Genomic DNA, 12,434 nt, shown 5'->3' on the forward strand with positions numbered 1-12,434 from the left:
CTTGGCCGGAGCCTGTCGCGACCCAGACCTTCTCTCTCGACGTCTTCAGCCTCAAAAGCCAATAGCGCAACAAGCCCACAGGGGGAGAAGGTGGCGCGAAGCGCCGGATGGGGGTATGCCTCCGCGAATACTATCGCAAGAGAGTAGCTCGCGGAGGCAAACCCCTCACCCAAGCGAAGTTTTGTCTACCAGGGGTGCTGCCCTCTCCCACAAGGGGCGAGGGCACAGCCATCCGCAATGCGTTTGACTTTGAAGGGGAAGGTGGCGCGCTACGTCCCCGGCTTCTCCACATCCCACTCGTTGCGGAACACGTGACCATCCGTGTCCTTGGCTTCCGCGCGAAAACGCTTGGCGCCGTTGGACACATAGGTGAAGCGCAGATTGGGATCTTCCGAGATCGAGATGCCGCCTTCCATCGAAAGCACGGGGCTGTCGTCCTGTGTCAGCTTGAGCTGGTTGACGAAGAAGGCGGGAATGTAGAGCTGCGTGACCTGGTCCATCTGCAGCCCGGAATTGTTGGGATGGCCGATCATGATCTGCGCCTCCCGCATGCGGCTCGCGGGGGCCTCTTCGCGCGCGAATTGCCGGTAGCGCATCTGGCCGAGCCGGTTCTGGGCTTCCTCGGCATTCTTTCCCGCTGGTGCCGAGCAGCCGCCGGAGGCCTTCACATAGACTTTCGAGACGTAGAGCTGGCCATCGCTGAGCTCGGCCACCGCATGAACGTCGGTGTAATTGTTGACGCGCACGCGCGTCGAGATTTCAGTGACGTTGGCATCCGGTCCGAGCTCGAATTTCGCCGCCATCGGCGCGGGGTTACGATCGATCACCAGCGTGATCGAACGGATGCGGCGGGCATCGCCGGGCGAGAGCTTGCTGCGCAGGGTCACGGGCACGATGGCCGCGTCCTCGGCGCGGTACGGCATCTCGATGCCAATGACATTGCCGCCGTCATTCATCGGACGGTTGCTGAAGATGTCCTGCACCAGTCCCGGCCAGGGATCGTAAGCTTCTTCAGCCTGCACCGGCACGGCGAATGCAATGCCGAGGAGCAGGGCGATCAGAGGCAGTCGGCGCGTGCATCCCGTCATGGTCATGGTCCTGCGGACGAAGCAACGTAACGGACATCGTAGCGCGTCCGCTACTCCCATTCAATTTCCGAAAATGCTGCGGTTGCGTTGCGAGCGTTGTAGTCGTCGAACAGCTCCCAGTGCGGCCGTTCCGAGGCGGCGGCCTTGTCAGCGGCGGTTCGGATCGGTTCGCCCTTCTTGTTCGCTGCCCGGACGTCCGTCAGCAGTGCCATCAGATAGCGCCGCTCATCGATCAGCGCCGCAGGCCATTCGCTCACGGGCCCGTGACCGGGAACGACGCGCTGCGCCGGAATGCTATCGAGTTCCCCGAGGGTGCCGAGCCAGCCGCGAATGCTGCCGTCCATCACCGGAATATGGCGGAGGAAGACGAGGTCGCCAGCGAACAGCGTCTTCGTCGTCTCATCGAATACGGTCAAATCATTGTCGCTGTGCCCGGCCGGCCAGGCCCGCAAGCTCAGGCGGCGCGCGCCGAGATCGAGCGTCATTGTATCCGTGACAAGCATTGTGGGCGGCACGATCTTCACGGGAGATATCAATTCGTCGCCCATGATGCGCCTAAAATTGTCGAGATAGTACGGGCCGCGCGCAGCCAGCGCCCGCGGCAGCCTGCTGTGACCGACGAAAATGGTGTCTCCGACGGCGAAGGCCGCATTGCCGAAAACATGGTCGGGATGGCCGTGGGTATTGATGACGTAGCGGATCGGCTTGCTGGTGCGGGCTCGCACCGCCGCCAATAGCGCCTCGCCCTCGCGAAAGCTACCGCCGGTATCGATCACGGCCACCGCATTCTTGCCCACGATGAAGCCGACGTTGGCGATGTCGCCCTCGTTCTCGCGGGTCATCAGCGCGATGGTCCCGGAGTGTACGAATATTCCCGGCGCGACTTCGCTCACAGGCAATTCGGCCGCTGCGGCGCATGCTAGCGTCGCTGTCACCAGCAGGGACAAGGCTGCGATCACGAGAGCGATGCGAGACACTTTTCCGCCTCAGTTCAAAGGGTTGCGCGCATTGCACTGCAACAAAGAAAGCCAGCACAAACTCTGGCAAGACATGGCGCGTCATGCGTTGCATGGCTAGCATTCAAACAAGCGTAGGAGGAAGCGCGATGACGGAGGCCGGACGACATCGTCGCTGGTTGTTTTCACTGAGTATCCTGGTTGCGTCTTGCGCGTTCGGCGACGTCGCCATCGCGCAGACCAACGAGACGGGTGACCTCTCGTTCGAGCTGGTCGACCCCAAGGTGCTGCGCGTCTGTTCCGACCCGCGCAATCTGCCGTTCTCGAACGAGAAGGGCGAGGGGTTCGAGAACAAGCTTGCCGAGCTGTTTGCGGACAAGCTCCAGAAGAAGCTCGACTATGTCTTTTTTCCGCAAGCCACCGGCTTCGTGCGCATGACGCTCGGCTCGCATCGCTGCGACGTCATCATGGGCTTCCCCCAAGGCGATGACCTCGTGCAAGGCACCAATCCCTATTACCGCACGAGCTATGCGCTGGTCGCGAAAGCAGGCGGCGGGCTGGAGGAGGTCGACACGCTCGAGGATGCCAGGCTGAAGGGCAAGCATGTCGGCATCGTCGCCGGTACGCCGCCTGCCACCAACATGGCCATCGCGGGACTGATGGGTGATGCAAAGCCCTATCCGCTGATGATCGACACGCGCTACGACAATTCGGCGCAGGCAATGATCGATGATCTCACGGCGGGCAAGATCGACGCCGGCGTGCTGTGGGGACCGATGGCAGGATTCTACGCAAAGAAGGCGGGGTCGCTTCATGTCACGCCGCTGGTGAAGGAGACCACCGGGCCAAAACTGGTCTATCGCATCGGCATGGGCGTGCGTGGCGCCGACCAGAACTGGAAGCGGCAGCTCAACAAGCTGATCCAGGAGAACCAGGGCGAGATCAACAAGATCCTGCTCGATTTCGGCGTGCCGCTGCTGGACGAGAGCGATCGGCCGCTCGGCGCGGAGACGGCCAAGAAGGCACCATGACATGAGGCGGCGCGTTGTCGCTGCGCTGGTCGCCGCCGTGCTGATGGCGCCGGTCGTTGCGCAGCAGCAGGAGCCGTTCGAGCCCGAGGGCTATCGCACCGACAACTACCGCGCGCCCGTGCCGGCGACGCTCGGCGGCGCGCGCGTGCTGTCGACGTCAGAAGCCGAGGCGATCTGGCACGCGAAGAGCGGCGCCTTCATCGACGTGCTGCCGCGCGCGCCGAAGCCGAAGAACCTTCCAGCGGGGACCGTCTGGCGCGAGGCGCCGCGCAAAAACATTCCGGGCAGCATCTGGCTGCCGGATACCGGCTACGGCACGCTGCCGCCCGCCATGGACGACTATTTCCAGCGCGGCCTCGCGCGTGCATCACACGGCGACAAGACCGCGCTGCTCGTGATCTATTGCCTGGCCGATTGCTGGATGTCCTGGAACGCCGCCAAGCGCGCGCTCGCGTATGGCTACTCCAGCGTCGCCTGGTATCCCGATGGCACCGACGGCTGGGAGCGTGCAAAGCTTCCGACTGAGGAGGCGCAGCCCGAGCCGCGGCCGGAGCAGTGAAGAATTGAGCCGAGCTGTGTCCTCGACGGCCTCGTGGTTCGGGACGACCGCTTCGCGGTCTCCTCACCATGAGGGTCTGACATCTCGCCACGAAACCAGACCTCATCCTGAGGAGCCCGCCGTAGGCGGGCGTCTCGAAGGATGCCGCAAAGATCCCGGCCTACTGCTTCTGCAACTTCGTCAGCGTACCCGTGCCGTTATTGTCGGTCGCAGAGTAGCTCACTCGGTCGCCGGCGTGGACGGCGTCGAGCATCGCGGCATCCTTGGCCTTGTACTCCTGGAGCGCGCCTGCGCCGCCTGCGCTGCCGCCGACTGTGCCCTTCTGCGTCTGCTGGATCGAAATCGTGCTGTTGAGCCGATCTATCCGCGTGACCATTCCGGTCAGATCGTCAGCGAATGCGCTGCTTGCGAGCATGCTGATGGCCGCAGCGCCTGCGAGGATGAATTTTGTGGTTCCCATCGAGGCCTCCCGATGCCTTGGATTACCCGTCGACAAGACATCCTAGACCGATTTGGTTCCGGCATATAGCACAGGTTAATGATCGCAATGGAGGCGCGGGAACCTGCCGCAAGCGGTCAATGAGGCTGACGCTATTCCATTTCCTGCTGGATCACGCGTCCGAGCGCAAACAGCCGCTGGTCGATGGTGGTGGGAACCTCGCAAACGAACCGCACGACCTTGTGGCGGTCCTCGAAAATGCGGGTCTTCCAGATCAGCTCGTTGCTGAGCGCCTCGACCTTAGCCTCGTCGCGCGGCGTGGCGCCCTGGAGCGCCTGGAGCTGGACACTCTCCTCGCGGATCTTGTCGGCGGCTTCGCGCTGCTTGCGGCTGACGCGTTCCAACCCGCTCATGACCTGCGAGCGCTGAGCGTTGAGCGTGTCGAACAGGCCTGCGAACAGCAGTTTCGCATTCGCGGTCTTGTCGGCCGCGGAGCCCGCCAAAAACTCCTTCACCAACTTCTCGGCCTCTTCCAGCGGTGTCTTGCGTGCCGACAGTTTGGCGACCAGCGCGCTGACCTTGGCGTCGTCCTTCCACTTGTTCTGCACGTCGTCGAGCGAGGGGCCAGCCCAAACGGCCGCGAGCGAAATTTCCGGCACTTTTGCCTGCGTGCAGGGCCAATCCGGATAGCGCGGATCGGCCGCGCGTGCCGCCGTGCCCGCGGCTGCGAGCATCAGAGCGGCCATGGCCAGAACCCGAACCGTCATCCTTCGCCTCCCGCAGGGCCCCGTCGCGCCAGCCCGCGCGAGGGATCATAGGCCAGAATCGCGCCGATCATGAAGACGATTGTGCAGGTCGCGACCACCGCCAGCGAGATCCAGTTGATCTGTCCGTACAGCGCGAAGCGGATCAGCTCGACCGCATGGGTGAACGGATTGGCCTCGCAGACATAGTAGAGATATGGGCTGCCCTCCTGCACCCGCCAGAGCGGGTAGAGCGCCGATGAAGCGAAGAACATCGGGAAAATGACAAAGTTCATCACGCCGGCAAAGTTCTCCAGCTGCTTGATGCCGGAGGAGATCAGCATGCCGAGCGAACCCAGCATCAGTCCGGACAGGATCAGTGCCGGCAATACCGTGAGATAGCCTGACAGAGGAGGGGTGATGTCCCAGAACCAGGCGATCAGCAGGAACGCATAGACCTGGAGCAGCGACACCGCGGTGCCCGCGAGCAGCTTGCAGAACAACAGGTAGCCGCGCGGCAGTGGGCTGACCAGCAGCGTGCGCATGTTGCCCATCTCGCGGTCATAGACCATCGAGAGCGAGGATTGCATGCCGTTGAACAGCTGGATCATGGCCATCAGCCCGGGCGCGATGAAGACCTCGTAGAGGATGTAGGTCTCGTAGGGCGGGATGATGGAGATGCCGAGCACCTGGCGGAAACCGGCGGCGAAGATGAACAGCCACACCAGCGGCCGCACCAGCGCCGAGACGAAACGCTCGCGCTGGTGCAGGAAGCGCAGTCCTTCGCGCCAGACGATGCCCGTGAGGCAGGTCATGTATTCGGCGGCCGAGAAGCCGCGTGGCGCCTCGCGCATGCTGATGCTGCTCATGCGCCACCGCCCGGCACGGTCTGCGCGCCGGTCAGGCGCATGAAGGCGGAGTTGACGTCCTGCGCGCCGGCTTCCGCGACGACGCGGCTCATCGGTCCCCGCGCCAGCACCTTGCCCTGGTGCAGCACCACGAGATCGTCACCGGCCATGATCTCGTCGAACAGATGCGTGGCCCAGAGCACGCCGATGCCTTGCTCGCTCACGAGCTGGCGCACATGGCTGATGATGTCGGCGCGCGCTTTGACGTCGAGGCCGACGGTGGGCTCGTCCAGCAAGAGCAGGCGTGGCCGATGCAGCAGCGCACGGGCGATCTCCAGCCGCCGCATCTGCCCGCCCGAGAGATCGCGCACCTTGCTGCCGGCGCGCTCGGTAAGCCCGATGCGACCGAGCAGCTCGGCGGCTCGCGCGCGGGCCTCGCGGCGGCTGATGCCGTGGAGTGCGGCGTGATAGAGCAGGTTCTGCGTCAGCGACAGATCGAGATCGAGCGTGCGCGGCTGGAATACGACGCCGAGCAACCGCAGCGCTTCTCCGGGACTCTTGCTGACATCATGGCCGAAAATGCCGACGCGGCCGGACTGGATGCCGAACAGGCGCGTGACCAGCGAGAACAGCGTGCTCTTGCCCGCCCCGTTGAGGCCAAGCAGGGCCGTGAAGCTCGCGGGCTGCACGTCGAAGGACACGTCCATCAGCGCGCGGCGCGGGCCATAGGCGTGGCTGACGCTGTCGATCGATAGCGCGGGCACACCCGCCGGATCGGGCCTTGGTGTTTCGCGTTGTTCGGCGATGGGAGCAGGGCTGGTCATGGCGCGATCGTGATACCCCAGGGCAGTTCGCCCACCTGAATGGTCTTGATCACCTTTTGCGCGGCGACGTCGATGACGGAGACGTCGTTCGAGACGCCATTGGTGGTGAGCAGAAATTTTTCGTCCGGCGTGAAGGCCATGTGCCAGACCCGTTGTCCCACCAGCAGATATTTGGTCACCTTGCGCGAGGCGGTATCGACCACGGCGATGCGGTTGGCTGGCCCGAGCGCGATGAAGGCGGTCTTGTCGTCCCGGGTCATGCCGATGCCGACGGGCTGGATCGCCTCTTTCCTCAACCCCGGAATCTCGAAATTGATCTTCCCGGTCACCTCGTGCTTTGCGGGGTCGATGATCGAGACGGTGCCGCCGATCTCCGAGGACACCCACAATTCGGAAGCGTCGTGCTTGAATTCGGCAAAGCGCGGCCGCGCGTCGACCAGCACGTTGGCGACGATCTGGCGCGACGACGTGTCGATGAAATGCGCCATGTTGGTGGTCTCGGACGTGTTGATCAGCGTCTTGCCGTCCGGGCTGATCGTCATGCCCTCGGGCTCGACGCCGACCTGGATGTCGCCAAGGCGGGCGCGCTTCTCGAGGTCGATCACGGTCACCGTGTTGTCGTTCTCGTTCGCGACATAGAGGACCTTGCCAGCGGCATCCTGGGCGAACAATTCCGGGTCGGGCCCGGAGGGCAGGCTGTCCACCACGGTTTGCGTCTTGGCGTCGATCATCTGGATGGTGTCGTCGTCGCCGACCGCGACCATCACGAACTTGCCGTCGCGCGTGAAGTCGATGCCGCGCGGGCGCTGGCCGACCTTGATGGTCTTGGTCACCGTCCAGCTGTCGGTGTCGATCACCGACACCGTGTTGCTCTTCTCGTTCGAGACATAAGCGATGAACGCATGCGCCGGCGCTGCCGCCAGCGCCAGTCCGAACAGCAACCCAACACGCCACGTGCGCAACATCTGCTTTCTCATTTCAGCTTGCATTTGCTCTCCGGGCGGTCATAGCCGAGCGTGTCGAGCTCGGAGACTTGATGCAGGAAACCTTCTTGCGGCGACACCGACACCACCATGCGGCCATCGACCAGCAGGATCGGCTGGCGCAGCTGCAGGTTCCAATCGCGCAAGGTCAGCTTGGTGCCCTTGAAGGCGGCGACCGAGAACTCCGGGCCCTTGATGAAATCGGTGACCTTCTTGATATCGCCGGAATTGGTGCGCGAGGTGGCCTCTCCGATCATGCGCACGGCCGTCCACGCCTGCATGTCGAGCGCGGTCATCCGCCGCGCGTTGAGCTTGACGAAGCGGTTCTGCATCTGGATCGCGCCCCACTGGTCCTGCGCGGCATCCCAGCTCCGCGGCACCAGACCGGCAGAGCCCGCGACAGGCCGCGGATCCCAGGTGCGATAGGGCAGGTAGGCGCCGAACACCTCGCTCTCGTCGGCCGCGACCAGCACGTCATAGGCCGGAGCCTGTTGCGTGAACACCGGCATCTGGCGCTGGATCAGCGTCACGCCCGAGTCCGTGCGGCGCGCGCCGCCTTTGTCTTCGAAGCTGCGCTCCTGCACGATCTTGGCGCCGAACCGCGTCGCGGTGCGCCGGAGCGCATCGGCGAACAACTTGTCCTCGTCATGCGAGCCGACCACGAGCAGCCAGCGCTTCCACTGCTTCCACACCAGATATTGGCCGAGCGCATCGGCCAGCATTGCGCGGGTCGGCGCGGTATGGATGACATTGGCGCGGCAATCGGCCTCGCGCAGCCGCTCGTCGATCGCGCCGGCGTTGAACAGCAACGTGCCGCTCTCGCGCAAGGCGTCGGCGACTTTCAGCAGCGCGTCGGCCGGCAGATCGGCGATGATGAAGCCGTTGCGTGCGGCGAGGTCGGTCGCGGCCTGCACGGCATTCTCGCCCTCCTTGATCCGCCGCTCCTCCAGCGCAAAACGCTGGTTGAGGAATTTGCCGGTGGTGTTGTTGTCCTCGATGGCGAGGCGCGCGCCGGCGACGCCGTCATTCTCCGCGGGCTGCTCGACCAGCGACAGCGTCGATTTGGTGCCGGCGATTCCGAGATAGCCGACGCCGATAATGACAGGGTCGGCCGCGAGCGCGCTCGTCGCAGCAAAACCCAGGCCGATCAGGCCGACCAACCATCGGATCATGTTTCCTCCGTACAACTCCCCGGCTTGACCGCCGATGGAGAATTGTCTCTGCTAAAGCATGACCGATTTGTCAGGGCATGCAACCCCGCATTTCGTCCTCGCGCGCGTGAGGCCAGGAATCACGATCATGCGAGCGCTGATATGTTTCGCAGCTTTGTTGTTGACGGGCTCGGCCGCGTTCGCCGATCCGCCGAAACTCGCGGTGTTCGATTTCGAATTGATCGACACCAGCCTGCCCGGCGAGTTCTACGGCTCGAAGCCGGAGGAGGCGCGGCTCGACCTCATCAGCGAGCAGTTGCGCAAGGCACTGGTTGAGTCAGGCAGGTTCCAGCTGATCGATATCGCGCCGGTCCGGGACGCGGCCCGTCACGCCAATCTGCAGGCTTGCGGCGGCTGCGACCTCAAGCTTGCCGGGCAGCTCGGTGCCGATTTGGAAATCACCGGCATGGTGCAGAAGGTCTCGAACCTGATCATCAATCTGAACATCTATCTGCGCGACGTGAAGACCGGCAACATGATCACGGCCGCCAGCGCCGACATGCGCGGCAACACGGATGAATCCTGGACGCGCACGATGAGTTATCTGATCCGCAACAGGTTGCTGGCACCGAATTACGGCAAGCCGTGAGGGGGATATTTACTCCTTCAATCGCTCCGCATGCCAGTGCAGGTGATCGCCCATGAAGGTCGAGATGAAATAATAGCTGTGGTCATAGCCCGCCTGCCGCCGCAGCGTCAGCGGGATGTTGGCCTTGGCACAGGCCGCCTGCAGCAATTCAGGACGAAGCTGCTCCTTCAAGAAGTTATCAGCCTCGCCGACATCGACCAGAAAGCCTGAAAACTTCGCGCCGTCCTCGATCAGCGCCACCGTGTCGTGGCTGCGCCACATATCCTTGTTCGGCCCGAGATAGCCCGTCAGCGCCTTGATGCCCCAGGGCACGAGCGATGGCGCCACGATCGGCGCAAAGGCGCTGGCCGCGCGAAAACGGTGCGGGTTGCGCAGCGCGACCGTCAATGCGCCATGGCCGCCCATCGAATGGCCCATCACCGATTGCCGCTTGGCATCGACCGGAAAATTCTCCGCCACGAGTTTCGGCAGTTCGTCGGTGACGTAGCTCCACATGCGATAATTGCGCGAAAACGGCGCTTCCGTCGCGTCGACATAGAAGCCGGCGCCAAGACCGAAATCATAGGCATTATTGGCATCGCCCGGCACGTCGGGGCCCCGCGGGGAGGTGTCGGGCGCGACGAAGATCAGGCCGAGCTCGGCGCAGGCTTTGCGGAATTCGCCTTTCTCGGTGACGTTGGCATGCGTGCAAGTGAGGCCGGAGAGATACCAGACCACGGGCAGCTTGGCGCCCTGCGCGTGCGGAGGAACATAGACCGAGAACACCATGTCGGTTCCGGTTGCCTGGCTGGCATGGCGATACACGCCCTGCACGCCGCCATAGGATGTATTGGTCGAGACAGTCTGGATCGTCATGCCGTTATGCTCCGTGGCATCAAGCCACATCAGGATTGCAACGCTTGTGTGACCGAATTCGTGGCGGCCGTCAGGCCACGCCACTGTCGATCGCCAGCCGCACCAGCTCGACAGAGGTTTTCACCCCGAGCTTCTGGCGCATGATGGACGAGGTGTTGGCGACAGTCTTGTAGGACGACTGCACCAGCCAGGCGATCTCGGAAAGGCTCTTTCCGGCGCTGAGTAGCCGCAAAATCTCCATCTCGCGCGCATTCAGTTTCGACAGCGGGCTTTGCGCCAGCGCGGGTCCCGCAAAGGCGATGCTGCGCGCGATCGCGCTCGGCAGATAGGTGCCGCCGCCGCCAACGATGCGAATCGCCTCGACGAGATCATCGGGGTCACCGGTCTTGGAGACATAGCCCTTGGCGCCGCACTCGATCGCACGCGCGGCAAAAGCAGGGTCGTCGTTCATGCTGAACATGATGATTCGGGCCTCGGGCGCGCGCTCGAGGATGCGGCGCGCGAGCTCAAAGCCGGACACGGTCGGCAGGTTGATGTCGATGATCGAGAGGTCGGGGCGCTCGACGATGAAGACGCACTCGCCGTCTTCGGCGTCGGCGGCCTCCAAAATCTCGATCTCGCCCTCGTCGGCCAGCACGGCACGGCAGCCGGAGGCGACGATGGGATGATCGTCGACGATCAAAATGCGCATAGGCGTTCCTCGTGACAGCGTCTTGGCCTGTTTCGCGCCCGGCCGGGATTGCTGTACGCTTTCGATTAGATATCGGGCGCTTCGCCTCTGTCAACGTTATCGGACAGGCGCAGGCCAATCCTTCGCGGGGGGTACGGGCGATACCAATGTGGCAAAATCTATCCTTGCGCGGGCGCATCAACCTGCTCCTGGCGCTGCTGCTGGCGCTGGGACTCGCCGTCAATATCGGCCGCCAGGTCGCAGAAGCCGGGCCGCGCGTGCAGGCCGAGGACCAGAGCGTGATCCGGCTCGCGCGCGAATTCATCGAGATGATCGTTGCGGATCTCAACGAGGCGCCCGATCCGGATGCCAGGCTCAACCAGATTGCGCGCGACCTCAGTCGCCTGCGCCATGTCAGCATCGCGCTTCGGGACGAAGCCGGCAGTCCGCTGACGCAGCCGCGGACCGACGTCGATGACGACACCCGCGCGCCGCCGGCCTGGTTCGTCAGCCTGGTTCATCCCGAGCAGACCGCGGTGAGCGTACCCGTCTCGATCCACGGCAAGCCGGGTTCGCTGCTGATCACCTCCCATCCCGATGACGAGATCGCCGAGATCTGGGACGCCATCGTGACCCAGCTCGAGGTCGGCTCGGTGATCGCGCTGGCGCTGTTCCTGGTGATGATGAATGTGGTCGGCCGGGCGCTGGCGCCGCTCCAGTCCCTGGCGGATATGATGGCCGAGCTCGAAGACGGTCGCTATCAGGCGCGCGTCGCGCCGGGCGGCGCGCCGGAGCTCGCCGCGATCTGCACCAAGCTCAACCATCTTGCGGCAACGCTCAGTGACGCCATCGAGGACAAGCGGCGCCTCGCCGAGCGAACGGTATCGCTCCAGGATGTCGAGCGCAAGGAGATCGCCCGCGAGCTCCATGACGAGTTCGGGCCATATCTGTTCTCGCTGCGCGCGCATGCGAGCGCGCTGGCAAAGCAGGCGGACGGACGCGCCCCGAATGCGGAGGCCGTGCGAAAACACGGCAGCGCCATGCTGGAGCAGATCAACGCGCTTCAACAGTTCAATCGCCGCGTGCTGGAGCGCCTCCGGCCTGTCGGCCTGGCCGAGCTCGGCCTGCGCCAGGCACTGGAATCGCTGTCGCGGCTGTGGCGGGAGTCGCATCCCGATGTCGCCATCGAGACCGTGATCTCGCCGGCGCTTGGCGTCACCGGGGAGACCGCCGACCTCACCATCTACCGCATCGTGCAGGAGGCGCTCACCAACGTGTTCCGCCACGCCGGCGCGACCTCGGTCAATGTCGTCATCGAGCCGGTGGCGCAGGCGGCAAGCGATGGCCGCAGCGGTGCCCGAGTGCGGATCAGCGACAACGGCCGCGGCATGGAGCCGGGCCAGAAGCTCGGCTTCGGGCTCGTCGGCATGCGCGAGCGGATTCTGGCGCTGGGCGGCACGCTCAACGTCGTCTCGGGTGACGGCGGTCTGACCGTCGAGGCCCTGGTTCCGACGGCGGCGGCCTGATCGCGTCGGGAAAAATTCCCGATCTTGTCGGGAAAATTGGTGCGGATAGGGCCCGACCTTTTGTGGCTGGCGCACGCATCCCTGCCGATTACACTCGTCTCGACCAACCGGC

The 12,434-nt window shown here is 64.1% G+C and carries 14 protein-coding genes; 4 read left to right on the plus strand and 10 right to left on the minus strand.

The features are described from left to right. Positions 1 to 269: 269 nt before the first annotated feature. Both AC0L30_RS36255 and AC0L30_RS36260 read right to left on the minus strand, forming a co-directional pair. Positions 270 to 1,088: a quinoprotein dehydrogenase-associated SoxYZ-like carrier gene (locus tag AC0L30_RS36255; protein WP_007601393.1), complete on the minus strand. Its 819-nt coding sequence runs from the start codon at positions 1,086 to 1,088 to the stop codon at positions 270 to 272. 50 nt (positions 1,089 to 1,138) lie between these two features. Beyond that, complete coding sequence (locus AC0L30_RS36260; RefSeq protein WP_473406311.1) at positions 1,139 to 2,065, minus strand: quinoprotein relay system zinc metallohydrolase 2; 927 nt, start codon at positions 2,063 to 2,065, stop codon at positions 1,139 to 1,141. Positions 2,066 to 2,193: 128 nt separating this feature from the next. Between AC0L30_RS36260 and AC0L30_RS36265 the strand changes: the two genes are divergently transcribed. Beyond that, complete coding sequence (locus AC0L30_RS36265; protein ID WP_473367357.1) at positions 2,194 to 3,075, plus strand: substrate-binding domain-containing protein; 882 nt, start codon at positions 2,194 to 2,196, stop codon at positions 3,073 to 3,075. 1 nt (position 3,076) lies between these two features. Next, positions 3,077 to 3,634: a PQQ-dependent catabolism-associated CXXCW motif protein gene (locus tag AC0L30_RS36270; protein WP_007601399.1), complete on the plus strand. Its 558-nt coding sequence runs from the start codon at positions 3,077 to 3,079 to the stop codon at positions 3,632 to 3,634. A 160-nt stretch (positions 3,635 to 3,794) separates the two neighbouring features. Here AC0L30_RS36270 and AC0L30_RS36275 read toward each other — a convergent pair whose 3' ends face one another. From AC0L30_RS36275 to AC0L30_RS36300, 6 genes are all read right to left on the minus strand, one after another. Beyond that, a complete protein-coding gene (locus AC0L30_RS36275) occupies positions 3,795 to 4,094 on the minus strand; it encodes a copper-binding protein (protein ID WP_007601401.1) in 300 nt (99 codons plus the stop codon). A 131-nt stretch (positions 4,095 to 4,225) separates the two neighbouring features. Next, the gene (locus AC0L30_RS36280; RefSeq protein WP_007601402.1) at positions 4,226 to 4,840 is read right to left on the minus strand and encodes a hypothetical protein; all 615 of its coding nucleotides are present in this window, start codon (positions 4,838 to 4,840) and stop codon (positions 4,226 to 4,228) included. After that, complete coding sequence (locus AC0L30_RS36285; RefSeq protein ID WP_035994388.1) at positions 4,837 to 5,685, minus strand: ABC transporter permease; 849 nt, start codon at positions 5,683 to 5,685, stop codon at positions 4,837 to 4,839. Before AC0L30_RS36285 ends, AC0L30_RS36280 begins: the two co-directional genes overlap by 4 nt. After that, positions 5,682 to 6,488 (minus strand): ABC transporter ATP-binding protein, encoded by an 807-nt coding sequence (locus AC0L30_RS36290; RefSeq protein WP_473406312.1) that lies wholly within the window; start codon positions 6,486 to 6,488, stop codon positions 5,682 to 5,684. The genes AC0L30_RS36285 and AC0L30_RS36290 overlap by 4 nt, the downstream gene beginning before the upstream one ends. Beyond that, positions 6,485 to 7,453: a YVTN family beta-propeller repeat protein gene (locus AC0L30_RS36295; protein WP_219678751.1), complete on the minus strand. Its 969-nt coding sequence runs from the start codon at positions 7,451 to 7,453 to the stop codon at positions 6,485 to 6,487. Before AC0L30_RS36295 ends, AC0L30_RS36290 begins: the two co-directional genes overlap by 4 nt. An 8-nt stretch (positions 7,454 to 7,461) precedes the next feature. Then, positions 7,462 to 8,643: an ABC transporter substrate-binding protein gene (locus tag AC0L30_RS36300; RefSeq protein ID WP_473406313.1), complete on the minus strand. Its 1,182-nt coding sequence runs from the start codon at positions 8,641 to 8,643 to the stop codon at positions 7,462 to 7,464. 58 nt (positions 8,644 to 8,701) lie between these two features. On the opposite strand from AC0L30_RS36300, the gene AC0L30_RS36305 reads away from it, so the two are divergent. Continuing rightward, a complete protein-coding gene (locus tag AC0L30_RS36305) occupies positions 8,702 to 9,271 on the plus strand; it encodes a DUF3280 domain-containing protein (protein WP_007601407.1) in 570 nt (189 codons plus the stop codon). Positions 9,272 to 9,280: 9 nt separating this feature from the next. Here the strand turns inward: AC0L30_RS36305 and fghA are convergent, their stop codons facing one another. Beyond that, positions 9,281 to 10,126 (minus strand): S-formylglutathione hydrolase, encoded by an 846-nt coding sequence (gene fghA / locus AC0L30_RS36310; protein ID WP_219678758.1) that lies wholly within the window; start codon positions 10,124 to 10,126, stop codon positions 9,281 to 9,283. Between the two features lie 70 nt (positions 10,127 to 10,196). Next, positions 10,197 to 10,817, minus strand: coding sequence for a response regulator (locus tag AC0L30_RS36315; RefSeq protein WP_007601414.1), 621 nt, complete (start codon positions 10,815 to 10,817; stop codon positions 10,197 to 10,199). Positions 10,818 to 10,963: 146 nt separating this feature from the next. Between AC0L30_RS36315 and AC0L30_RS36320 the strand changes: the two genes are divergently transcribed. Continuing rightward, positions 10,964 to 12,322, plus strand: a complete 1,359-nt coding sequence (locus AC0L30_RS36320) for a histidine kinase (RefSeq protein ID WP_219678762.1) — start codon at positions 10,964 to 10,966, stop codon at positions 12,320 to 12,322. The last annotated feature ends 112 nt before the right edge of the window (positions 12,323 to 12,434 follow it).

Source organism: Bradyrhizobium sp. MI1.11 (assembly GCF_055811255.1).

Excerpts from the sequence above, each read along its gene's own strand:
- AC0L30_RS36255 (WP_007601393.1), bottom strand. The coding sequence starts at position 1,088 with ATGACGGGATGCACGCGCCGACTGCCTCTGATCGCCCTGCTCCTCGGC.
- AC0L30_RS36265 (WP_473367357.1), top strand. The coding sequence starts at position 2,194 with ATGACGGAGGCCGGACGACATCGTCGCTGGTTGTTTTCACTGAGTATC.
- AC0L30_RS36270 (WP_007601399.1), top strand. The coding sequence starts at position 3,077 with ATGAGGCGGCGCGTTGTCGCTGCGCTGGTCGCCGCCGTGCTGATGGCG.
- AC0L30_RS36275 (WP_007601401.1), bottom strand. The coding sequence starts at position 4,094 with ATGGGAACCACAAAATTCATCCTCGCAGGCGCTGCGGCCATCAGCATG.
- AC0L30_RS36280 (WP_007601402.1), bottom strand. The coding sequence starts at position 4,840 with ATGACGGTTCGGGTTCTGGCCATGGCCGCTCTGATGCTCGCAGCCGCG.
- AC0L30_RS36285 (WP_035994388.1), bottom strand. The coding sequence starts at position 5,685 with ATGAGCAGCATCAGCATGCGCGAGGCGCCACGCGGCTTCTCGGCCGCC.
- AC0L30_RS36290 (WP_473406312.1), bottom strand. The coding sequence starts at position 6,488 with ATGACCAGCCCTGCTCCCATCGCCGAACAACGCGAAACACCAAGGCCC.
- AC0L30_RS36295 (WP_219678751.1), bottom strand. The coding sequence starts at position 7,453 with ATGTTGCGCACGTGGCGTGTTGGGTTGCTGTTCGGACTGGCGCTGGCG.
- AC0L30_RS36300 (WP_473406313.1), bottom strand. The coding sequence starts at position 8,643 with ATGATCCGATGGTTGGTCGGCCTGATCGGCCTGGGTTTTGCTGCGACG.
- AC0L30_RS36305 (WP_007601407.1), top strand. The coding sequence starts at position 8,702 with ATGACCGATTTGTCAGGGCATGCAACCCCGCATTTCGTCCTCGCGCGC.
- fghA (WP_219678758.1), bottom strand. The coding sequence starts at position 10,126 with ATGACGATCCAGACTGTCTCGACCAATACATCCTATGGCGGCGTGCAG.
- AC0L30_RS36315 (WP_007601414.1), bottom strand. The coding sequence starts at position 10,817 with ATGCGCATTTTGATCGTCGACGATCATCCCATCGTCGCCTCCGGCTGC.
- AC0L30_RS36320 (WP_219678762.1), top strand. The coding sequence starts at position 10,964 with ATGTGGCAAAATCTATCCTTGCGCGGGCGCATCAACCTGCTCCTGGCG.